Origin of the sequence: Sinorhizobium sp. B11, from assembly GCA_039725955.1 — a bacterium.
In the GTDB taxonomy this organism is placed as follows: domain Bacteria; phylum Pseudomonadota; class Alphaproteobacteria; order Rhizobiales; family Rhizobiaceae; genus Rhizobium.
The window spans coordinates 4,166,663-4,187,100 of the sequence record CP091034.1 but is presented as its reverse complement, the minus strand read 5'-3'; the positions used below and the strand labels follow the sequence as shown (position 1 = coordinate 4,187,100).

Here is a 20,438-nt window from a genome sequence, read left to right as displayed (position 1 = left end):
TTGCCTTTATCCCCTGAATTTATTGGACTTCACAATCCTGTAACAACCGGCCTAATATACAAGTGCAGATGCCGAATCGATCCAGGAGGGCTCCTTGACGATTGCAGTCTCACCACAGGCCCTGCCAGCGCTCGTCCTGAACGCTGACTACCGGCCGCTGAGTTATTACCCCTTGTCGCTCTGGTCTTGGCAGGACGCGATCAAGGCGGTATTTCTCGACCGTGTGAACATTATCGCAGAATATGAGCATGAGGTTTCCTCACCGAGCTTCTCGATGCGGTTGCCGAGTGTCGTGTGCCTGAAGACTTACGTTCAGCCGTCCCGCAATCCCGCCTTCACCCGCTTCAACGTCTTCCTGCGCGACAGGTTCGAGTGCCAGTATTGCGGCGCTCACGACGATCTGACTTTCGACCATGTCATCCCGCGCGCTCACGGCGGCGAGACAACCTGGGAGAATGTCGTGGCGGCCTGTTCTCCCTGCAATTTGCGCAAGGGCAGCAAGCTTCCGAAGCAGGCTGGCATGCTCCCGGCGCAAAAGCCTTATCAGCCGACCGTGCAGGACCTGCACAATAACGGTCGGCTCTTCCCGCCGAACTACCTGCATGACAGCTGGCTCGACTACCTCTACTGGGATACCGAGCTGCAGCCCTGATCGAACCGACTACGCAGTCTTCTTCACGCTCCAGAAGGCGAAGGCTGCGAGGACCAGGCTTGCGATCACATTCCAGCCGGCGAAGGACAAGCCCAGGACCCGCAGCGCTGCATCCGTGCAGGACGGGCCCTTGATCGTATTCAGTTCGCCCAGGAGATCGCCGGCATTGGTGGTCATGCTGCTGGCCGTGGTCGAGCAGGTGGCTGGACCGGGCCAGAAATGCCACTCGACGCCGGCGTGATAGACGCCCATGCCGGCGCCCACCAGCATGAGGATGCCGACGGCGAGGATGATGGCGCGCGTCATCCAGTTCGGCAGGCCGACGAGAGCCGCAACAGCGCCGACTACAGCGATTGGAATGCCATAATAATAGGGTTGGCGCTGCAGCAGGCAGAGCGCACACGGAATATAACCGCCGATATACTGGAAGCCAAGCGCCGTGCCGACGACCACTGCCATGGCAATGGCGAGCAGCAGCGAGAGGGTGAAGCCCGGGCGGGCAAGCGGCGAGGTGGGGGCATTCATGGCGGAACTCCGCGAAGTTGGCTCAGTGGGCAAAATATCGATAGGCTAGATATAGCACGATCACGACCGCCGCGCCGACGCCGACGATCTGGCCGAGACGCTTCTCGATGAAGTGGCGGATCGGCTCGCCATAACGGCGCAGCAGCCAGGCAAGGAAGAGGAAGCGGGCGCCGCGGGCGATGATTGCCGAAACGATGAAGAGCGGCAGGCTGACGTGGATGACGCCGGATAGAATCGTGACGATCTTGATTGGCGGCAGGTGCGCCAGACCCGATGTGACGAGAAGCAGGAGGATCGTCTCGTAGGTGACGTAGGACTTCATCTGCTCGAATTGATCGAGCTTTCCATAGAATTCCAACACCGGGCGCGCGACAGCCTCGTAGGCATAATAGCCGAGCGCCCAGCCGGCGATTCCGCCCAGCACCGATGCGATGGTAGCGACGATCGCGTAGCGATAGGAGCGTTCGGGCTTGGCAAGTGCCATCGGCAGGAAGAGCACGTCCGCGGGAACCAGAAAGACGGAGCTTTCGACGAAGGCGATGACGGCGAGCCAGACTTCGGCCGATTTCTTCGAGGCCAGAGACATGGTCCAGTCGTAAAGTCTGCGGAGCATCCGTTTCCTTTCCTTGTTGCGACGCACAAAGCATTAGGGGGCGATCGTGACGCTGTAAATGCTTGGTCTTCGGCTTGACGACGTTCGCGCTGAAAATTTTCGTGATCGACCTGGTCCCCCTCCCAAGATTTAGCAGGATGGCAAGGGGGCGAATCTGCGGCAAGCTACCGGCAGATCGAAATACTGACGGCATCTCATGAAATTGAAGGTCATAGACGGCGGGCTCAGCGCCGCCAAAGAATGGAACAAGGAAGCGGAGCACCGCCGGCCGGAACATGAGGATGTTCGCCGCGAGGCCGAGCGGCGTCTCGGTGCCAGCGGATATCACCGGTCACGGGTCATGGAATTTGCCATTGGTGTGCCGATGCCGTCATCACTCAGATACCTCGCCATGCAGATCGAATATGCTGCCGAGGCAATGTGCCGTCTCGATCATATTCCGGCTGATTTCGATTCAGACCTGTACTGGCCGGCGCTGGACAGCACTACGACAGCGTGACAGGGGTTTGGTAACGACTAGCCGCCGGAGCGCTTACGACAGGTCCATGGATTTTTCCCACTGCTGGCGCATGACGTTCATTTCGGTGCGCTTCTGGGCCATTTCGCTGACGATGGCCCGGAGGTTTGGATGACGCGACATGAACATGTTGAAATCGCGGCGCTCCAGCACTTCGAATTGGCAGAAATCGACGGCGATGACGTCAGCCGTACGGCGACCGCCGCTGAGTAGCGCCATTTCACCGAAGAAGGCGCCGGGCTCCAGGCGAACCGAGCCGCTTGCCAGCCTCACTTCGACCGCGCCGGAAGAAATGAAATACATGCTGTCGCCGCGGTCGCCGCGTCGGATGACACGTTCACCGGGTGGAGCAAGTCTAGCCTGGAAGAGCAGCAGCAGTTCCTCCAGTGCATCCTCGTTGACCTCTGAAAAGAGCGGGAAAGTATCGATCAGTTGCTGGATGCGCAGATGGTGTTGGCGTTCACGCTCCTCGCCGATTGCACGGATCTTCTCGAGTTCGCGGCTGAGAGTGTCCTGATTCTTGCGGCCGTACGTGTCGTAGACACGCGGCCATTTCGTCTTGATATGGCGGTTCAGGTTTTCCGCTACGAAGATGACCAGCGGATTAAGGGTGATGGAGAGGATCGCTGCAGCGAGGATCAGATCCTGCCCCTCATGCGGCAACAGACCGAGGGAGACACCGAGTCCAGCGAGGATGAATGAGAATTCGCCGATCTGAGCAAGGCCACCGGCGGCCGTCAGGCCCATGCCGATTGGATAGCGCAAGAAAGTTACGATGCCGAAGGCGATAATCGCCTTGCCGATGATAATCAGCGCCAAGGCACTGACGACGGCAAGCGGCTGCTTCACGATGATCGATGGATCGAAGAGCATGCCGACCGAGACGAAGAACAACACCGAGAAAGCGTTCTGCAACGGCAGGGAATCGGCTGCTGCTCGATGGCTGAGATGGGATTCGCTCATGACCACGCCGGCAAAGAAGGCGCCGAGCGCGAAGGAAACGCCAAAGATCGCCGCCGAGCCAAAGGCGATGCCAAGTGCGATGGCAAGCACCGCAAGAGTAAAAAGCTCACGCGAGCCGGTGCGGGCAATCAGCGTCAGAAGCCAGGGCACGATACGCGGGCCGAGGAAGATCGCCATGGCGGCAAAAGCTGCGACCTTCAGCAATGTCAGCGCGATCGTGGCCCAGAGAGGCAGGTCGAGGCCGTGCCAGGCTTCACCCGCATGGCCACCCAAAAGCTCGGCCAGTGCCGGCAGAAGCACCAGCGCCAGCACCATTGCAAGATCCTCGACGATCAGCCAGCCGACGGCAACACGCCCACCGGCGGTGTTGACGAGGTTGCGTTCTTCCAGCGCTTTCAGAAGTACGACGGTACTGGCAACCGAAAGGCTGAGGCCGAAGACGATGCCGGCGCCGAGGCTCCAGCCCCAGAGTTCTCCGAGGCCGATGCCGAGCAGGGTGGCAAGGAGAATCTGGCCAATGGCGCCGGGTATTGCGATGCCGCGCACGGCAAGAAGATCGGATGCCGAGAAATGAAGGCCGACGCCGAACATCAGCAGGATCACGCCCATTTCGGCAAGCTGGCTCGCAAGCTCGGTATCGGCAACGAAGCCCGGCGTAAACGGCCCCATGACGACCCCGGCGGCAAGATAGCCGACAAGTGGCGGCAGCCTCAACCTGTCCGCGCCGTAGCCAAGAATTACTGCAAAGACGAAGCTTATGGCTACCGTCGCAATGAGTCCCGTTTCCTGGTGCATCAGCCCTCTCAAAATGCCGCAAGGCCGGCACTTTAGGACGAAGCGTCGGCAAAGTTAAAGAGTTGATTTGAATAGAATTGGCTTAAAGCGCTGCCTTTTTGGGCGGAACCACGAAGCTCCTGGGTCGTTGCCTATGCATGAAGACGAGGAGAAGAGATATGCGAAAGATCATCATCAACTGTGCAATCGCTGCCCTTGCCCTGGGCTCGGCTGCGGCGCCTGCAATGGCAGACAGCGTTACAGTTACACGCGAGCGCGCCTATGACGGTTATGATCGCGACCGTGACCGAGACCGAGACCGGGTCCGCCCCGGCGTTACCATCAGTGATCGCGGTATTACGTTCGGGGCGGTGCGCGAACGTGATCGTTATCGCGATCGGGACCGTGACCGCTGCTATACGCGTAGCGTTACCCGCGAGACCGACGAAGGCACCGTCACAAAAACCGTAAGGCGGTGTGACTAAGCAGTCGGCCCGCTGAGGTCCTGCACTTTGTGGAACTTCAGCATCGTCGGCCACGGATGGTGCCTCGCCCTTCAGGGCGGGGCAAACATACTAGATCTGATATTTAGAGATATTTGGTGCCCCATGCCGGGGTCGAACCAGCACTTCTTTCGAAACTCGATTTTGAGTCGAGCGCGTCTACCAATTCCGCCAATGGGGCAGCGAAATACGAGGCGGCTGTCTAACATGCGTTCGCCCGCGCGTGCAAGACGGCGGGCGAAGTTTAGCCGCTTCGAATTTTGTGTTTAGTGGGCCACAGTTGCGCTTGCGCCGGTTAGGCCTGATTTCTTCAGCGTGATCGCCAGAACCGAGGCGAGCAGACAGAAGGCACCGGCAATGAAGAATGCCGGCAGGTAGCTTTCCAGCGCCGTACGCGACAGGCCGGCGCCGTAAGCAGCGGTTGCAGCGCCAAGCTGGTGGCCGGCGAAGACCCAGCCGAAGACGAGACCGGCTTTTTCACGGCCGAAGCGGTCAGCGGCAATCTTGACGGTCGGCGGCACCGTGGCGATCCAGTCCAGGCCATAGAAGACGGCGAAGATCGACAGGCCGTAGAACGAGAAATCGCTGAAGGGCAGGAAGAGCAGCGAGAGGCCGCGCAAGCCGTAATACCAGAAAAGCAGCCAGCGATTGTCGAAGCGGTCGGAAAGCCAGCCGGAGCCGATCGTGCCGAAGAAATCGAAGATGCCCATGACGGCAAGCACGCTGGCGGCTGCGACCGGCATGATGCCGTAGTCCCCGCAAAGGGTCACGAAATGCGTCTGGATCAGGCCGTTGGTGCTGAGACCGCAGATGAAGAAGGTGGCAAACAGGATCCAGAAGGTCGAAGTCTTGGAAATTTCCCTGATAACGGTGATCGGCGTTGCAAGCGCGGCGGCGAGTGTGCCGCGGGCCGGGGGCAGCGTCACCTGAGTTTCGCCGACCGAGGGCAGGTTGACATCCGAGGGGCGGTCTCGCATGAAAAGCAGCACGAGAAGAGCAGCAACCATGATCATGGCGCAGACGAAGAAGACCGTGGCGCGCCAGCCGTAGCGTTCGGTCAATTCCGCCATCAGCGGCAGGAAGACAAGCTGGCCGGTCGCCGAGCTTGCCGAGAGCATGCCGACGACAAGGCCGCGATGCTTGACGAACCATCGGGTGGAAACCGTGGCTGCCAGCACCATGGCAGTCAGCCCGGTTCCGAAGCCGACGACGATGCCCCAGAGCGCCAGCAGATGCCAGAGCTTAGTCATGAACAGCGAGCCGACGAAGCCCGCGCCGATCAAGGCAAGGGCGAAGACAATGACTTTGCGGACACCGAAATAATTCATGAAGGCGGCCGCAAACGGTCCCATCAGGCCGAAAAGGATCAGGCGGATGGCAAGTGCGGAGGAAATCTGCGAAGTTTCCCAGCCGAACTCGTTCTGCAGCGGCTTGATGAGCACGCCCGGCGCGCCCATTGCGCCGGCGGTTACCAGCATGGTCAGGAAGGTGGCTGCGACGACAACCCATCCATAGTGGATGTTTCGCCGAGCAAGGGTTGAAGCAAGTACAGCAGAGACCATGGGCAAATTCCGTTTGTGACGTCGGGACCATACAAGGCCGTTTTACATGACGACCATCATATTTGTTGCATATTGATGATGGACATCATATAAATTGTCAAGCGACCATTTCCGGAGACGAAAAATGCGGGTTACCCGCGAGAAATTTGCAGAAAACCGCGAGAAGATCCTGACGGCAGCCAGCGTGCTCTTCCGCGAGAACGGGTTCGACGGCGTCGGCGTTGCGGACATCATGAAAGCCGCTGGTCTGACGCATGGCGGGTTCTACGGTCATTTCGAATCGAAGGACGATCTTGCCTTGGAGGTCAGCCGCAAGCTGATCGAGCGGGTGGAGGAACGCTGGCGTGAGTTGATTGTCGGCCATCCAGACCGTCCGCTTCAGGCGCTGCTCGATCATTACATCCATTGGCGCACGGTCGACGATCCCGGTGGAAGCTGCGTCTTTGCGTCGCTGATCCAGGAGGTCAGCCGCAGCGAAGGGGCGGTTCGTGCGACCTTCAGCGAGGGCTTGTCCACGCTGGTCGATGTGCTGAAGGAAGTGGTGCCCGGCGCGACTGAGGAAGAGCGCCGTGCCAACGCGACGACAACGCTTTCATCGATGATGGGGGCCGTCATTCTTGCCCGCGCGGTCGAGGACCGGGCGCTCGCCGAGCAATTTCTGGTCACGATGCGCCGCAGGCTCGATCCGGCGCAATCATCCTAGGGCATTCGCGCATTCCCGTTGCAAAACGGCTCCGCGCTTTTGCTGGAGTTGCTTCAGTCTCGGAAGGCGATCATCGCAAGGCCTTCGACGATTTCAGTAAAGGTGCCGTTCGGCGAGAGCGCTGCGAGTTCGCTGCGGAAGGCCGTCTCGAATTCTTCTGTCTTGTCGCCCAGCGCCTGTGGAGAGGTGACGGACATGGAGAAGGCGCGGCCGATTATGTCCTCCGTCCCGATTATCCGTTCGTTGACGATGCCAATGCGTTCGAGGTTGCGGAAGGGGGAGTGCAGCAGGACCGTCTCGTGCGGTCCGAATTCCGGCGCGCGGCGCAATTTGCGCTCGGCGTTTTTTTCCGGCGAATAGGTCTCTGACAGCTGATGCAGGATATCACGCCAATCCGGTGCGGCCGCGATATGCCTGTCGGAGAAGAGAACGACAGCGCCATCGCGAGCGATCAGCTTATCGAGTGCTGCAAGCGTTGCCGGGCGGTCCATCCAATGGAAGGCGCGGCCCATGACTGCAAGCTTCAACGGTGCCAGGTCCTGGCCGAGATCGTAGGACGAGCCCTGTATAAGCCTTATAGTCACCGCGGCTTCGGACGCATTCTCGCGTGCTGCGTCCAGCATTTCCGGCTCGGGATCAATCCCGATTACATCGGCGCCGGCGAGGCGTGCGAAGGCGATGCCGAGCGGTGCCGGACCGCAGCCGAGATCAAGCAGACGATCACCGGGTTTCAGGCCGGTTCGTTCGGTAACGCGTTCGATCAACCTGTCCGGATAGGGGACGCGGAAGCGACTATAGTAAGTAGCAGTGGTGCGGAAGCGGCGAGCTTCGTAGGGAACGATGGTCATGCGGCGGGCCCTCTGTTTGCCCGAAACGGCTAAGGCCTAAGTGTGACCGGCTCGTGATGATCTGCCTCAATGGTCGTGACCCAGCTGAGCACTGATATTCCGTGCGCGGCGCTCGCCTGAAAGTCCCGACTTTGGAAATTGAAAGGGTCTCCCTCCGCACCAGCAGAGGGAGATTGCCGGGTGTGTTATTTAAAGCCCGCAACATTGTGCGGGATATAGGGGGCTTCGAGTGCGGCAATGTCTTCCGCGCTGAGTTTCACGGTCAGCGAGCCGACGGCATCCGTGAGGTGTTGCGCCTTGGATGCGCCAATGATCGGCGCGGTGACGGCACTTTTCTGCAGGATCCAGGCGGTGGCGACCTGCGCGCGGGAAATGCCATGGCCCTTGGCAATTTCGGCAACCCTCTCGACGATCTTGCGATCGGCATCTTCAGCCTGCTTGTAGAGCGTCTTGCCGAATTCATCGGTCTCGCTGCGGTTGGTCTTATCGTCCCAGTCACGGGTCAACCGGCCGCGGGCAAGCGGGCTCCAGGGAATGACACCGATCTTCTGGTCTTCGCAGAAGGGCAGCATCTCCCGTTCTTCCTCGCGGTAGAGCAGGTTCAGATGGTCCTGCATGCTGACGAATTCCGTCCATCCGTTGAGGCGGGAGGTATAAAGCGCCTTGGCGAACTGCCAGGAATACATGGAGGAGGCGCCGATATAACGCGCCTTGCCGGCTTTCACGACATCATGGAGAGCTTCGAGCGTTTCCTCGATCGGTGTTGTGTAGTCCCACCGGTGAATCTGGTAGAGGTCGACATAATCGGTGCCGAGGCGGCGCAGGCTGTTGTCGATCTCGTCGAAGATCGCCTTACGCGACAGGCCGGCGCCGTTCGGGCCGGGGCGCATGCGATTGAAGACCTTGGTGGCGAGAACAATATCCTCACGCTTGGCGAAATCCTTGATGGCGCGGCCGACGATCTCCTCGGAGGACCCGTTGGAATAGGTATTGGCCGTGTCGAGGAAATTGATCCCGAGTTCAATCGCTTGCCGGAGCAATGCGCGGCTTCCTTCTTCAGGCAGGCTCCAGGCGTGGTTTCCACGGTCCGGATCGCCATAGGTCATGCAGCCGAGGCAGATCTTCGAGACTTCGAGACCGGTTTTCCCGAGTTTTACATATTCCATAAAAGTGCTCCGTGATGAATTTCAGCGGCTCCCCAGGCGCATGCGCATGATGTAGTGCAGAAATCACCGAAGTCTCAGTGAGCACGCGGAGAATATGTTCTGCAGTTAGCGCAATAATACGTGATGGGCGGGCGGGATGTCGTCTTATCCCTGCGGATTACAATGCTTGCACATTCGACCGGTGAGGTGTTAGCTGGTGCAGCATTTTACTGGATCATGCCTATGAAACTGCCGCCCGGCGATCGATATGACACGCTCTACCGCGATTTTTCCTGGCAGATATCAAAGGATTTCAATATCGGCCGTGCCGTCAGCGACGATTGGGCCGCGCGTGATCCCGATCGCGTCTGTCTCGAACATTTCAGTCCCGACGGCCACCATCTGTCTTTGACATATGGCGAGCTTGCCGCCCGCTCCTCATCCTTCGCCAATGCGCTGTCAGCGCTTGGCATCGGCAGGGGGGATCGGGTTGCGCTGCTCCTGCCGCAATGTTTCGAGACGGTCGTTTCGCATGTCGCGATCTACAAGATGGGCGCAATCGCGCTGCCGCTGGCGCTGCTCTTCGGGGTCGAGGCCCTGGAATACCGGCTGAAGGCTGCGGGCGCGACAGCCGTCGTCACCAACGGCTTCGGGCTCGCACGCATCAACCAGATCCGTGACCGGCTGCCTGACGTCAGACACGTCGTCTCGATCGAGGGGGAATCGGCGGGTACGCTCGGTTTTGCCGAGCTGGTCTCTGCCTATTCTTCCGCTTTCGAAATTGTGTCGTCAGGCCCGGACGAGCCAGCACTGATGATCTTCACGTCGGGCACGACGGGGCCGCCGAAGGGCGCATTGCATGGTCACCGGGTTCTCGCCGGCCATATTCCCGGCATGCAGTTTGCCCATGAAGGCTTTCCGCAGGCCGGAGACAAGGTCTGGACGCCGTCAGACTGGGCCTGGGCGGGCGGGCTGCTCAATGCGCTGCTGCCGAGCCTGTTGCTCGGCGTGCCTGTCGTCTCCTCGCCGGCCCAGAAATTCGATGCCGACATGGCCTATCGCATCATGGCCGAGATGAGGGTGCGTAATGCTTTCATTCCGCCGACGGCGCTCCGGCTCCTGAAATCCGTCGAGGAGCCGCGCTCGAAATACGATCTCGTGCTGCGCACCATCGGTTCGGCGGGTGAATCGCTGGGGCGCGAAACCTACGAGTGGGCGCGCCGTACGCTTGGCATCACCGTCAATGAATTTTACGGACAGACGGAGTGCAATTTTGTGCTGTCTTCGAGCTCTGCCTTCGGGGTGACCAAAGCTGGCGCGATCGGGCGCGCCTCACCTGGTCACAGGGTTGCTGTTGTCAGCGACGAAGGTGACGAACTGCCGGTCGGAGAGCAGGGGCAGATCGCAATCGCCAGCCCTGATCCAGTAATGTTTCTCGGTTACTGGAACGATCCCGATGCGACAGACAGGAAATATGCCAAGGGTTGGCTGCTGACCGGCGATATCGGCCGGCAGGACGCAGAGGGCTATGTCACCTTTGCGGGCCGCGACGACGACGTCATCACCTCATCTGGCTACCGTATCGGGCCTGCAGAGATCGAGGACTGTCTCATCGGCCATCCGGCCGTACAGCTTGCTGCGGCCGTTGGAAAGCCCGATGCGCTGCGCACGGAGATCGTCAAGGCCTATATCGTGCTTTCGCCGGGCTACAGCTCGAGCGCGGAACTGGCAGTGGAGATCCGGGACTGGGTGAAAACCCGGCTTTCGATGCACGAATATCCGCGCGAGGTCGAATTCGTCGATGCTCTGCCGCTGACGACGACGGGCAAGGTCATCCGGCGCCTGCTGCGGGAAAAGGCTGCGGCGGAAGCTAAAAGCTAACCGCGGCCGGCGAGCGACATGATCTTCTCGCGTAGCATCTTCGCCATGTTGCGGGTGCTGCGGTACATGTGAAGCTGAGCCGCGACCTGTCGCATGTCGCGGTCACCGTTCTGGGTGAGGCCGATCACCAGTGTGCCCATCTCCTCGCGTTCCTGCCAGAAGCGGCTCATGATCGGATGATCCGAGACCGCGCAGGAATCCGAGCGTACGACATTGGCGTCGTCGAGATGCCATTCGGTCAGTTCGCTCATTAGCAGCTTGCCTGGCGAATAGCGGGAGTAGCTCTCGTCGTAGGCAGTCTTCCAGGTATAGGCCTCGCCACCCATCATCAGTACGACCACGGCAGCAATCGCCTTGCCGTTAATGTCGATCGTGTGGATGCGGACGGCATCGACTTCCGCCAGATTGGAGACGGCCTCGCGGGCGAACGCGGTGTGATAGCGGTCGGTCACCAGCGCACTGCGGCGCTTGCCCTTCCAGCCGCCGGCCTCCAACGCGAGGAATTCCTCGAAGCGAAGGTGGATTTCGCGTGGCTGGCGGGCAACGGTGTGGACGACATTACCGAGTTCTTCGAGAAGCCGCCACTGGCGGCGCATCTCGCGCTGGTGAGAGGAGGATATGGTGCGGCCGAGATAGACCATGGCGTCGTCATCGCTTTGCAGCATCGGCCGCTCATAGGGATTGGCAACTGTCAGCGGCAGGTTGCGGCTGAGGGCCACCGCCTTTGCCATGCGCACGAAGATGCCGTTCAGCCGTACATCCGGCAGCACCAGTGTGCCCGGCAGGCCGAGGTCCGGCGTGACAAGGCCTTCGAAGAGGTTGTCGAGCGTCTCCGCGGCTTCCTCCGCATCGACCAAGGGCGTGCCGAGCGGACCGAAACTGTTTGCCCAGCCGCGGATGATCGACGGGCCAACGGCAAAGCCGGGCTTGTCGACCGAGAAGGGCATGAGCAGGCGCATGCGGCTGCGATGTTCGTTCTCGTCGCGGATGATGGCGAAATTCACCTGCCGGTCTTCAAGACGTGGCATGGCAGGCGCCAGAAAGCGGCCGCTGAAGAAGACGTTCGGTTCCATCGCGCGGTTGGAGAGGAAATCCAATTCTTCCTGCAGATCGTAACCCAGCCTGCCCGGGTAAAGGCAGAGCTCACGCCCCAGCCGGCCGATTTCGATCCGTGCTTCAGCCTGCGGCGCCTCGAACTTGAGCGCGGCGAGATCGTGAACCATGCGGTTCGCGTTGCTGTCGGTGCTCTCGGTGATGGGTGGTACACGTACCATCTATCGGGCTCTCATTTCTGGCGTTGCGATGGAAGGGGTTGCGAAGGCAAAAAGTGCGAAGCCGAGCGCACTACGGACAAAGACATGCAGCAGGACCGCTTCCACGGCCATGGCGGAGGCCGTGGCGATTGCCGTGCCGACAATGCCGTAATGCGGGATCAGCAGGAGATTGAGGCCGACATTGGCGGCGAGTGCTCCGGCGTAAAGGGCGACACAGAGGTTCTGCTTGCCCGCCATCATCAGCAGCGTCTCGGCGGGGCCGACCAGCGCCTTGGCAAGGATACCGGCCAGCAGGATCGCCATCAGCACATAACCGGCTGTAAAGGCGCCGCCGAAGAGTGACAAGAGCATATGGCCGGCGGCCAGCACCACGAGACCGGCGCCAAGCGCCGGCCAGAAAGTCCAGCGCGCGGCATCGATAGCCGCTACCGCAAGATCGGCGTGGTTGCCCTCGGCGATGATCGAGGAGAAGCGCGGGCCGGCGGCAGCCTTTACCGAGAAATTGATGAAATGTACCAGCGCCATGGTCTTGGCCGCTGCGAAATAGATCGCAACGTCGTGCGGCTCCAGAAAGATGCCGACGACGACGACATCCGAATTGGTCAGCAGGAAGCTCACGCCTTCGATGAGGAAGATCGGAAATGCGACACCGAGCCATTCCACGAAATCGACCTTGCGCGGGCCGGCATCGTAGTGCTTGCGCATCCGATAGAGCGTTGCGGCATATTGGCCGAGTGCCGTGACGAAGGTCGCCGCGAGCGCTGCCTGCATGGCCGTGACTGCCGTATGCGGCGCGTCGAAGAAAATCGCAGCCAGCATGAAGAGGATGATGAGGATCGGCCTGACAATATAGACCGGGCTCAGCGCCATGACGGGCCAATGATTGGCCCGCGACGTGCCCTCGAGGATATCGCCGAGCGCGATCATCGGCATGGCCATGAGGCCGAGGAAGATCGGAACCAGATAGTAGCTCTCGATCCTGTCGCCGAAGAAATGCAGGCCAAGCATGCCGGCGATGAGAACCGTCGTGCCCGAGACCATTGCAAAGATGCGCGCAATACCCGTCAGGCCGCGGATTTCGGCGAAGGCGCCGGCAGCGCGATATTGCGGCAGGAAGCGGACAATCGCGGTGTGGAAACCGAGGCAGGAAAGATCGCCGCAAAGAACGACCAGCACCCAGACGAAAACGAAGATGCCGTATTCATATTCGCCCATCAGCCGGGCAAGTATGATCTGCGACAGGAAGGCGAGGGCCGCACTCAGGATGCGGATCGAAAAGGCGATCAGCGCCATACGCTGGGCGGTGGCCTTGTCGCCCCGTTCGGTCAGAACCGCGGCAAGCATGCGCCGCGCCCGGCCGGCGATCGGCCGCAGCCCCGCGGGCAGCATCTTTTCCGCTGTTTCTATGACCGCCATTCTGAACACGCAAAACTCTAAGGGCAGGGAATTCGCACGGCCAAGTCTTGCCAGACCAGGGTTAAGAAACGGTATGCCCGGCGAGGAGGTCTTGCCTGTCGCGGTGATCCATAATTGGGCGGAATTATCCAAGAAAAATGGCGCCCGAGGGCGCCATTCTCAAACCTGTTCGAAAGCACCGTGGCAGTGCTTGTATTTCTTGCCCGAGCCGCAGGGGCAGGCTTCGTTACGGCCCACCTTACCCCAGGTCTGGGGATCGTCAGGATTGCGATTTTCCGGCGCCACGATGACTTCCTCTGCCTGGTAAGTCGTGCTGGCGAACTCGTCCTCGCCCGTCGTCGGGTCGAGGTGATGCGCCTGCATGAGCGGCGGTTCCGGCTGCGGCGGAGCCTGCTGCACCAGCTCGACGCGCATCAACTGCGCGGTCACAGCCTGGCGCAGATTGTTGAGCAGCGACTGGAAGAGCTCGAAGGCTTCAGACTTGTATTCCTGCAGCGGGTCGCGCTGGGCGTAGCCACGGAAGCCGATGACCGAACGCAGGTGATCGAGATTGACGATGTGCTCGCGCCACAGATGATCAAGCGTCTGCATGACGACCTGACGCTCGACATAATGCATGATGTCGGGGCCAAAACGCTCGACCTTCTCGTTGAAGGCGGCGTTGGTGGCTTCCGTCAGGCGTTCGCGGATATCGTCCTCGCCGATCCCTTCCTCCTTCACCCAGTCCTCGACCGGCAGATCGAGATTGAGGATGTTGGTGACCTGTGTCTTCAGGCCTGCGGCATCCCACTGTTCGGCATAGGCGCGCTCGGGGATATGGGTAGTCACGAGATCGTCGACGACTTCGCGGCGCATATCGGACACAGTCTCGGAAATGTTCGGCGCTTCCATCATCTCGACGCGCTGTTCGAAGATGACCTTGCGCTGGTCGTTCAGAACGTCATCGTACTTCAGAAGGTTCTTGCGGATGTCGAAGTTACGGGCTTCGACCTTCTTTTGGGCGCGTTCCAGCGCCTTGTTGATCCAGGGATGGACGATCGCCTCGCCATCCTTGAGGCCCAGCTTCTGCAGCATGCTGTCCATGCGGTCGGAGCCGAAGATGCGCATCAGGTCGTCCTGAAGCGAAAGATAGAACTTGGAACGGCCGGGGTCGCCCTGACGGCCGGAACGGCCTCGCAGCTGATTGTCGATGCGGCGGCTTTCATGGCGCTCGGTGGCGATAACGTAGAGACCGCCGGCGGCAAGCGCCTTTTCCTTGAGCGCCTTGATTTCTTCGCGGATCGCCTCGACTTTCGCGTCGCGTTCGGCGCCCTGTTCGATTTCGGCGAGCTCATGCTCGAGACGCATGTCGAGGTTGCCGCCGAGCTGGATGTCGGTACCGCGGCCGGCCATGTTGGTGGCGATCGTCACCGCACCCGGCACGCCGGCCTGGGCGACGATATAGGCTTCCTGTTCATGATAGCGGGCGTTCAGGACCTGGAAGTTCGTGAAGCCCTGCTTGCGCATCAGCTCGGCCAGGAATTCCGACTTTTCGATCGAGGTCGTACCGACAAGCACCGGCTGGCCGCGCTTGTGGGCGTCCAGGATCTCGGTGATGATCGCCTTGTACTTCTCCTCGACGGTCCGGTAGACCTCGTCGTCTTCGTCGATACGCTTGATCGGCAGGTTGGTCGGCACCTCGAGAACGTCGAGATTGTAGATGTTGCCGAATTCTTCCGCTTCCGTCTGGGCCGTGCCGGTCATGCCGGCAAGCTTGGCATACATGCGGAAGTAGTTTTGGAAGGTGATCGAAGCCAGTGTCTGGTTTTCCGGCTGGATCTGCACCTTTTCCTTGGCTTCCAGCGCCTGATGCTGGCCTTCCGAATAGCGGCGGCCCGGCATCATGCGGCCGGTGAATTCGTCGATGATGACGATCTCGCCGTTGCGGACGATGTAGTCCTTGTCGCGCTGGAAGAGCTTGTGAGCCTTCAGCGCATTGTTGATGTGGTGAACGATCGCGACGTTTTCGATGTCGTAGAGCGAGGCGCCCTTCAGGAGGCCGGCCTGCTTCAGCAGGTTTTCCAGCTTCTCGGTGCCGACTTCGGAGAAGTTTGCCGAACGTTGCTTTTCATCGATCTCATAGTCTTCCGGCGTCAGTAGCGGAATGTAAGTGTCGATGGTGTTGTAAAGGTCGGAGCGGTCGTCGAGCGGGCCGGAAATGATGAGCGGCGTGCGCGCTTCATCGACCAGGATCGAGTCCACTTCGTCGACGATCGCGAAGTTATGGCCGCGCTGGACCATCTGGTTCGTCTCGTACTTCATGTTATCGCGCAGATAATCGAAGCCGAGTTCATTGTTGGTCGCGTAGGTGATGTCGCAATTGTAGGCGTCACGGCGCTCCTCGTCGGAAAGGCCGTGGACGATGACCCCCGTTGTCAGGCCGAGGAAGCCGTAGAGACGGCCCATGGTCGCGGCGTCGCGCTGAGCGAGGTAGTCGTTGACGGTGACGACATGCACGCCCTTGCCGGCGAGTGCGTTCAGATAGACCGGCAAGGTCGCGACCAGCGTTTTACCTTCGCCGGTCTTCATTTCGGCGATGGCATTGGAATGCAGGATCATGCCGCCGACGAGCTGTACGTCAAAAGGTCGCATGCCGAGAACGCGGCGCGAGGCCTCGCGAACGACCGCGAAGGCCGGGATCAGGATATCGTCCAGTGTCTTGCCTTCTGCGAGGAGCGCGCGGAACTCCACCGTCTTTGCGGCAAGCTGCTCGTCCGTCAGCGCCTTGGTCTTCTCTTCAATAGAGTTGATTGCGGCGACGTTCGGCTGGAAGGACCGCACGCGGCGATCGTTGGCTGAGCCAAATAACTTGCGGGCAATACCGCCAAAGCTGACCATATGACTGGTCCTTTCTGAATATTCTTCCCCGACGTTTCTTATTCGCCACCCAGCCGAAAAACAGGCGCACGCTTGAAAACGCCCGGAAACTGTTCTGGACGCGAGGTTGCGTGACAGATAAGAGGGGGGGCAAATGATGTCAACGGATTTGGCTGATATAGAAAGGCCACATTCCGGTGTTGAAGGCTGTTTTCGGGCTGGATTCACGAAAGCTGAAGCCGGCGGCTATAATTGTGAAGGGTTATTTGATGTTGAGCAGTAAAAAACTTGCCGCGCTGGCGTTTACCGCCCTCGTGGCGTTTCAGGCTCCCGCCTTTGCCGATGACGCTGTCGTCGCCAAGGTCGGCAATCTGGAAATCCATCAGTCGGAACTCGATCTGGCTGTCGCCAATCTCGACCCACAGCTCGCGCAGCTTCCCGATGACCAGAAGAAGGTCGCCGCACTTTCGGCCGCCATCGACGTGAAGCTTCTGGCTTCCGACGCGACCGCCGAGAAGCTCGACCAGACCGACGACTTCAAGAAGCGCATGCAGTACCTGACCGACCGCGAGCTTCACAACGCCTACTTCAAGAAACATGTCGTCGATACCGTGACCGATGCCGACGTCAAGGCGCGCTACGACAAGGAAGTTGCCGCCCTGCCGAAGCAGGAAGAGGTTCACGCCCGCCACATCCTCGTCAAGACCGAGGACGAGGCCAAGGACGTCATCAAGCAGCTCGACGCCGGCAAGGATTTTGCCGAGCTCGCCAAGGAAAAGTCCACCGATCCGAACAAGGATGACGGCGGCGACCTCGGCTACTTCACCCGCGGCCGCATGGTCAAGCAATTCGAGGATGCTGCTTTCTCTCTCGAAAAGGGCACCTATTCCAAGACACCTGTGAAGACCGACTTCGGTTATCATGTGATCAAGGTCGAGGATAAGCGCGACTCTCCGCCGCCGCCGTTCGAACAGGTACAGGACCAGGTTCGTCAACTCGTCATGCGCGACAAGTATCTTGCGCTTCTGAACGATGCGAAAGCCAAGGCCAAGGTTGAGATCATGGACGAAACGCTTCGCAAGGGTTACGAAAACGCGAACAAGCAGCCAGAGCCGGGCGCCGAGCCCGTGCCGGCACCGGCGCCGCAGCAGTAATCATCAGCATTTGGGCCCGGTTCTTCCGGGCCCTTCACTATCATCGTCGCATTTCCGGATGGCGGACCGGTTTCCACTTCGCCTGGAAATGCATATTGGCAGGTCTCATTCTATGTCCGCTACCGTTTCTCCACTTGCCCCGAAAACCTTTGCCTCGCTGCCCGCGCTTCGCGGCGTGCGCATGGCGACCGCTTCCGCCGGCATCAAGTACAAGAACCGGACGGATGTGCTGATGATGGTCTTTGATGCGCCGGCTGCCGTTGCCGGCGTTTTCACCAAGTCGAAGTGCCCTTCCGCTCCGGTTGATTTCTGCCGGACCAACCTGCCGCACGGGACGGCACGCGCCGTCGTCGTCAATTCCGGCAATGCCAACGCCTTTACCGGCCTGAAGGGCCGCGCCGCGACCGAGCTGACGGCAAAGTCCGCCGCTGCCGCCGTCGGCTGCCGCGAAAATGAAATCTTTCTCGCGTCGACCGGCGTCATCGGCGAACCGCTCGACGCCAGCAAATTTGCCGGTGTGCTCGACAAGATGCACGCCGATGCGACCGGCGATTTCTGGTTCGATGCCGCCAAGGCGATCATGACCACCGACACCTATCCGAAGGTCGCGACCCGCACGGCTGAAATTGGCGGTGTGAAGGTGACGATCAACGGTATCGCCAAGGGAGCCGGCATGATCGCGCCCGACATGGCGACCATGCTCTCCTTCGTTGTCACAGATGCTGCGATCGATTCCCCCATCCTGCAGTCGCTCTTGTCTGCCGGCGTCGAACCGAGCTTCAATTCCATGACGGTTGATAGCGACACCTCGACCTCGGACACGCTGATGCTGTTTGCGACAGGTGCAGCAGCGGCTGACGGACAGGCTCGGATCACAAGCGCGGACGATCCGCAGCTCGGCGCATTCCGTTCGGCGCTCAACGACCTTCTCAAGGACCTGGCAATCCAGGTTGCCCGCGACGGCGAGGGGGCGACGAAGATGCTCGAGATCACCGTCACCGGCGCCGAGAGCGATGCCGCCGCCAAGACGATCGCCCTTTCCATCGCCAATTCGCCGCTGGTCAAGACTGCTGCTGCCGGCGAAGATGCCAATTGGGGCCGGATCGTCATGGCTGTCGGCAAGGCCGGCGAAATGGCCGATCGTGACCGGCTCGCCATCTGGTTCGGTGATGTGCGTGTTGCCGTCAATGGTGAACGTGACCCCAGCTATTCCGAGGATGCTGCCTCGGCTGTCATGAAGAAGCAGGATATTCCTGTGAAGGTCGACATTGGCCTCGGCTCCGGCAAGGCCACGGTCTGGACCTGCGACCTCACCAAGGAATATGTTGCGATCAATGGCGACTACCGGAGCTGATCGTTCGTTGATGCAGGCATCCCTTCAGAAGCAGAACCTGCCGCTGGTCCGGCGGCTGGAGGCCGTGGGCTTTCGCGCCTGGCCGGCCGCTTCCGTGCAATATGACGGAAGCTGGCAGGTTCGCCTAACCGCCGGCCATCCCTCCAACCGCCTGAACTCCATCGTGCCGCTCGATCCGTCCGACCATCGGGACGTCGAGATCAGGCTGGAGAAGGCTAGCCGTAAATTCGAGGCCTATGGCCGCTCCGCCGTGCTGCGCGAGACACCGCTTGCATCGCCTGTTCTGATCGACATGATCAAGGAACAGGGTTGGAAACGTTTCGATGAGACGGCTGTCATGGTCTGCGATCTCTCGCAGGCTGATCTGCCCGATACGCTCGATCACCTTCCAACACATGATGTTGGCCGGTTCGTCGATGCCAATCTCGCCGTCGACCAAGCATCACCTTCGATGAAGCCGGCGCTTGCCGAGATCATTTCTGCAATCAAGCCGCCGTCCGGTCTCTTCATGATCGAGGATACAATCCAAGGCTCGCTGGCAACGGTCCTCTGCGTGCAGGACAATGATCTTGCCGGCATTATGTCGCTGTCGGTCGCCGATAGCCATCGCCGCAAGGGGCTTGGTATCGAGATCCTGACGTCGGCTTTGCGCTGGGCGCGGATGCGCAGCGCTCGTACAGCCTGGCTGCAGGTGAAACTCTCCAATGCGCCGGCAATCGCGCTCTATGAGCGTCTCGGCTTCCATGATGCCTATCACTATTGCTATTGGCGGGAGCGTTGCGAATGAGCGAAGCCGGAAGGAAATTGCTCCTGGTCGCAGCCTGTGCGCTGATCGATGCAGATGGGCGGATCCTTCTGGCGCAGCGGCCGGAGGGCAAGTCGCTTGCCGGCCTGTGGGAATTTCCAGGCGGCAAGGTCGAACCCGGCGAGACACCCGAGGAAACGCTGGTGCGCGAACTGAACGAAGAGCTCGGTATCTCGACGAAGGTACCATGTCTTGCGCCGCTGACCTTCGCAAGCCACAGCTACGATACGTTCCATCTGCTCATGCCGCTCTACGTCTGCCGCCGCTACGAGGGCATTCCGCATGGCCGTGAGGGCCAGGCAATCAAATGGGTGCGCCCGCAGGCACTGCGCGATTATCCGATGCCGCCGGCCGATGAACCGCTCATTCCGGTGTTGCAGGATTTACTTTAGCTTTTGTTGATTATTGGGACGAAACGTCGATTTCGCCTGTGGATATTAATCGATCATTTAGCACCTTCTGGCAATGATCGGCCTCACTCAAGCAACTGGCGTGTGTGTATTTAAGGGCTTGACGTCATGGACGACGATTTCTGGAAAGCTGTGCGCGAAAAGGAACGCGCTTCTTCGTCTGCTTCACGCAGGACGGGGGCGCTCAATATTGCCCTTCTGTTCGGTACGGCCGTCGTGGCGCTGACCCTTATCCTGACGCCTATGCTGGCGGATTCTTCCAAGAAGAGCGTGCTTGCCAGCGCGCCGGCTGACTTCGACGCGATCACCACCGGTTCCATTCCGAAGGTGGACAATGGCGCCAAGAGCGAGAACGGCAAGCGCTATACAATCCGCCGCAGCGTGCTCCAGGATACGCCTGGCTCTGTCTGTGTCGTCCAGGGCTACGGCGTGGGCGCCGGCTGCTGAGGAAATCAGGCTTCCGTCGCCGGGGCTTGCGAATGT

19 protein-coding genes and 1 tRNA gene are annotated in these 20,438 nt (G+C 60.2%); 10 read left to right on the top strand and 10 right to left on the bottom strand.

The genetic code is table 11. From position 1 onward, the window contains the following. Positions 1-94: 94 nt before the first annotated feature. Positions 95-652 carry an HNH endonuclease gene (locus LVY75_30670; GenBank protein ID XAZ23120.1) on the top strand — a complete coding sequence of 186 codons (558 nt, stop codon included), beginning with the start codon at positions 95-97 and terminating at the stop codon, positions 650-652. 9 nt (positions 653-661) lie between these two features. On the opposite strand, the gene LVY75_30665 is transcribed toward LVY75_30670, so the two are convergent. Then, positions 662-1,177 (bottom strand): disulfide bond formation protein B, encoded by a 516-nt coding sequence (locus LVY75_30665; GenBank protein ID XAZ23119.1) that lies wholly within the window; start codon positions 1,175-1,177, stop codon positions 662-664. A 22-nt stretch (positions 1,178-1,199) separates the two neighbouring features. Continuing rightward, positions 1,200-1,790, bottom strand: coding sequence for a DedA family protein (locus LVY75_30660; protein XAZ23118.1), 591 nt, complete (start codon positions 1,788-1,790; stop codon positions 1,200-1,202). Between the two features lie 196 nt (positions 1,791-1,986). Between LVY75_30660 and LVY75_30655 the strand changes: the two genes are divergently transcribed. Then, positions 1,987-2,289, top strand: a complete 303-nt coding sequence (locus tag LVY75_30655; protein ID XAZ23117.1) for a hypothetical protein — start codon at positions 1,987-1,989, stop codon at positions 2,287-2,289. Between the two features lie 33 nt (positions 2,290-2,322). Here the strand turns inward: LVY75_30655 and LVY75_30650 are convergent, their stop codons facing one another. Beyond that, positions 2,323-4,065: a cation:proton antiporter gene (locus LVY75_30650; protein ID XAZ23116.1), complete on the bottom strand. Its 1,743-nt coding sequence runs from the start codon at positions 4,063-4,065 to the stop codon at positions 2,323-2,325. A gap of 158 nt (positions 4,066-4,223) precedes the next feature. On the opposite strand from LVY75_30650, the gene LVY75_30645 reads away from it, so the two are divergent. Then, positions 4,224-4,529, top strand: a complete 306-nt coding sequence (locus tag LVY75_30645; protein ID XAZ23115.1) for a hypothetical protein — start codon at positions 4,224-4,226, stop codon at positions 4,527-4,529. A gap of 114 nt (positions 4,530-4,643) precedes the next feature. On the opposite strand, the gene LVY75_30640 is transcribed toward LVY75_30645, so the two are convergent. Beyond that, positions 4,644-4,728, bottom strand: a tRNA-Leu gene (locus LVY75_30640). Positions 4,729-4,813: 85 nt separating this feature from the next. Continuing rightward, complete coding sequence (locus LVY75_30635) at positions 4,814-6,109, bottom strand: MFS transporter (protein XAZ23114.1); 1,296 nt, start codon at positions 6,107-6,109, stop codon at positions 4,814-4,816. 124 nt (positions 6,110-6,233) lie between these two features. On the opposite strand from LVY75_30635, the gene LVY75_30630 reads away from it, so the two are divergent. After that, complete coding sequence (locus LVY75_30630) at positions 6,234-6,812, top strand: TetR/AcrR family transcriptional regulator (protein XAZ23113.1); 579 nt, start codon at positions 6,234-6,236, stop codon at positions 6,810-6,812. 53 nt (positions 6,813-6,865) lie between these two features. On the opposite strand, the gene LVY75_30625 is transcribed toward LVY75_30630, so the two are convergent. Next, positions 6,866-7,660 carry a class I SAM-dependent methyltransferase gene (locus LVY75_30625; protein XAZ23112.1) on the bottom strand — a complete coding sequence of 265 codons (795 nt, stop codon included), beginning with the start codon at positions 7,658-7,660 and terminating at the stop codon, positions 6,866-6,868. A gap of 185 nt (positions 7,661-7,845) precedes the next feature. Beyond that, positions 7,846-8,826: an aldo/keto reductase gene (locus tag LVY75_30620; GenBank protein ID XAZ23111.1), complete on the bottom strand. Its 981-nt coding sequence runs from the start codon at positions 8,824-8,826 to the stop codon at positions 7,846-7,848. 222 nt (positions 8,827-9,048) lie between these two features. On the opposite strand from LVY75_30620, the gene LVY75_30615 reads away from it, so the two are divergent. Beyond that, positions 9,049-10,686: an AMP-binding protein gene (locus LVY75_30615; GenBank protein ID XAZ23110.1), complete on the top strand. Its 1,638-nt coding sequence runs from the start codon at positions 9,049-9,051 to the stop codon at positions 10,684-10,686. On the opposite strand, the gene LVY75_30610 is transcribed toward LVY75_30615, so the two are convergent. The 3 genes from LVY75_30610 to secA all read right to left on the bottom strand — a co-directional run bounded on the left by LVY75_30610 (position 10,683) and on the right by secA (position 16,253). Beyond that, positions 10,683-11,960, bottom strand: coding sequence for a GNAT family N-acetyltransferase (locus tag LVY75_30610; GenBank protein XAZ23109.1), 1,278 nt, complete (start codon positions 11,958-11,960; stop codon positions 10,683-10,685). The genes LVY75_30615 and LVY75_30610 overlap by 4 nt on opposite strands. Further along, on the bottom strand, positions 11,961-13,376 hold the full coding sequence (locus LVY75_30605) for a lipopolysaccharide biosynthesis protein (GenBank protein XAZ23108.1): 1,416 nt from the start codon (positions 13,374-13,376) through the stop codon (positions 11,961-11,963). Positions 13,377-13,535: 159 nt separating this feature from the next. Next, a complete protein-coding gene (gene secA / locus LVY75_30600) occupies positions 13,536-16,253 on the bottom strand; it encodes a preprotein translocase subunit SecA (protein XAZ23107.1) in 2,718 nt (905 codons plus the stop codon). 248 nt (positions 16,254-16,501) lie between these two features. On the opposite strand from secA, the gene LVY75_30595 reads away from it, so the two are divergent. The 5 genes from LVY75_30595 to LVY75_30575 all read left to right on the top strand — a co-directional run bounded on the left by LVY75_30595 (position 16,502) and on the right by LVY75_30575 (position 20,402). Beyond that, positions 16,502-17,386 carry a peptidylprolyl isomerase gene (locus tag LVY75_30595; GenBank protein XAZ23106.1) on the top strand — a complete coding sequence of 295 codons (885 nt, stop codon included), beginning with the start codon at positions 16,502-16,504 and terminating at the stop codon, positions 17,384-17,386. A 112-nt stretch (positions 17,387-17,498) separates the two neighbouring features. Further along, entirely contained in the window at positions 17,499-18,740 is a 1,242-nt protein-coding gene (gene argJ / locus LVY75_30590) for a bifunctional glutamate N-acetyltransferase/amino-acid acetyltransferase ArgJ (protein ID XAZ23105.1), read from the top strand. Then, the gene (locus LVY75_30585; GenBank protein XAZ23104.1) at positions 18,721-19,527 is read left to right on the top strand and encodes a GNAT family N-acetyltransferase; all 807 of its coding nucleotides are present in this window, start codon (positions 18,721-18,723) and stop codon (positions 19,525-19,527) included. Before argJ ends, LVY75_30585 begins: the two co-directional genes overlap by 20 nt. After that, positions 19,524-19,937 carry an 8-oxo-dGTP diphosphatase MutT gene (gene mutT / locus LVY75_30580; protein ID XAZ23103.1) on the top strand — a complete coding sequence of 138 codons (414 nt, stop codon included), beginning with the start codon at positions 19,524-19,526 and terminating at the stop codon, positions 19,935-19,937. The genes LVY75_30585 and mutT overlap by 4 nt, the downstream gene beginning before the upstream one ends. A gap of 126 nt (positions 19,938-20,063) precedes the next feature. Continuing rightward, positions 20,064-20,402 carry a hypothetical protein gene (locus LVY75_30575; GenBank protein ID XAZ23102.1) on the top strand — a complete coding sequence of 113 codons (339 nt, stop codon included), beginning with the start codon at positions 20,064-20,066 and terminating at the stop codon, positions 20,400-20,402. Positions 20,403-20,438: the final 36 nt, after the last annotated feature.

Bases quoted from the DNA above. Each gene is read 5' to 3' on its own strand.
- LVY75_30665 (XAZ23119.1), bottom strand. From the start codon at position 1,177: ATGAATGCCCCCACCTCGCCGCTTGCCCGCCCGGGCTTCACCCTCTCG.
- LVY75_30660 (XAZ23118.1), bottom strand. From the start codon at position 1,790: ATGCTCCGCAGACTTTACGACTGGACCATGTCTCTGGCCTCGAAGAAA.
- LVY75_30655 (XAZ23117.1), top strand. From the start codon at position 1,987: ATGAAATTGAAGGTCATAGACGGCGGGCTCAGCGCCGCCAAAGAATGG.
- LVY75_30650 (XAZ23116.1), bottom strand. From the start codon at position 4,065: ATGCACCAGGAAACGGGACTCATTGCGACGGTAGCCATAAGCTTCGTC.
- LVY75_30645 (XAZ23115.1), top strand. From the start codon at position 4,224: ATGCGAAAGATCATCATCAACTGTGCAATCGCTGCCCTTGCCCTGGGC.
- LVY75_30635 (XAZ23114.1), bottom strand. From the start codon at position 6,109: ATGGTCTCTGCTGTACTTGCTTCAACCCTTGCTCGGCGAAACATCCAC.
- LVY75_30630 (XAZ23113.1), top strand. From the start codon at position 6,234: ATGCGGGTTACCCGCGAGAAATTTGCAGAAAACCGCGAGAAGATCCTG.
- LVY75_30625 (XAZ23112.1), bottom strand. From the start codon at position 7,660: ATGACCATCGTTCCCTACGAAGCTCGCCGCTTCCGCACCACTGCTACT.
- LVY75_30620 (XAZ23111.1), bottom strand. From the start codon at position 8,826: ATGGAATATGTAAAACTCGGGAAAACCGGTCTCGAAGTCTCGAAGATC.
- LVY75_30615 (XAZ23110.1), top strand. From the start codon at position 9,049: ATGAAACTGCCGCCCGGCGATCGATATGACACGCTCTACCGCGATTTT.
- LVY75_30610 (XAZ23109.1), bottom strand. From the start codon at position 11,960: ATGGTACGTGTACCACCCATCACCGAGAGCACCGACAGCAACGCGAAC.
- LVY75_30605 (XAZ23108.1), bottom strand. From the start codon at position 13,376: ATGGCGGTCATAGAAACAGCGGAAAAGATGCTGCCCGCGGGGCTGCGG.
- secA (XAZ23107.1), bottom strand. From the start codon at position 16,253: ATGGTCAGCTTTGGCGGTATTGCCCGCAAGTTATTTGGCTCAGCCAAC.
- LVY75_30595 (XAZ23106.1), top strand. From the start codon at position 16,502: ATGTTGAGCAGTAAAAAACTTGCCGCGCTGGCGTTTACCGCCCTCGTG.
- argJ (XAZ23105.1), top strand. From the start codon at position 17,499: ATGTCCGCTACCGTTTCTCCACTTGCCCCGAAAACCTTTGCCTCGCTG.
- LVY75_30585 (XAZ23104.1), top strand. From the start codon at position 18,721: ATGGCGACTACCGGAGCTGATCGTTCGTTGATGCAGGCATCCCTTCAG.
- mutT (XAZ23103.1), top strand. From the start codon at position 19,524: ATGAGCGAAGCCGGAAGGAAATTGCTCCTGGTCGCAGCCTGTGCGCTG.
- LVY75_30575 (XAZ23102.1), top strand. From the start codon at position 20,064: ATGGACGACGATTTCTGGAAAGCTGTGCGCGAAAAGGAACGCGCTTCT.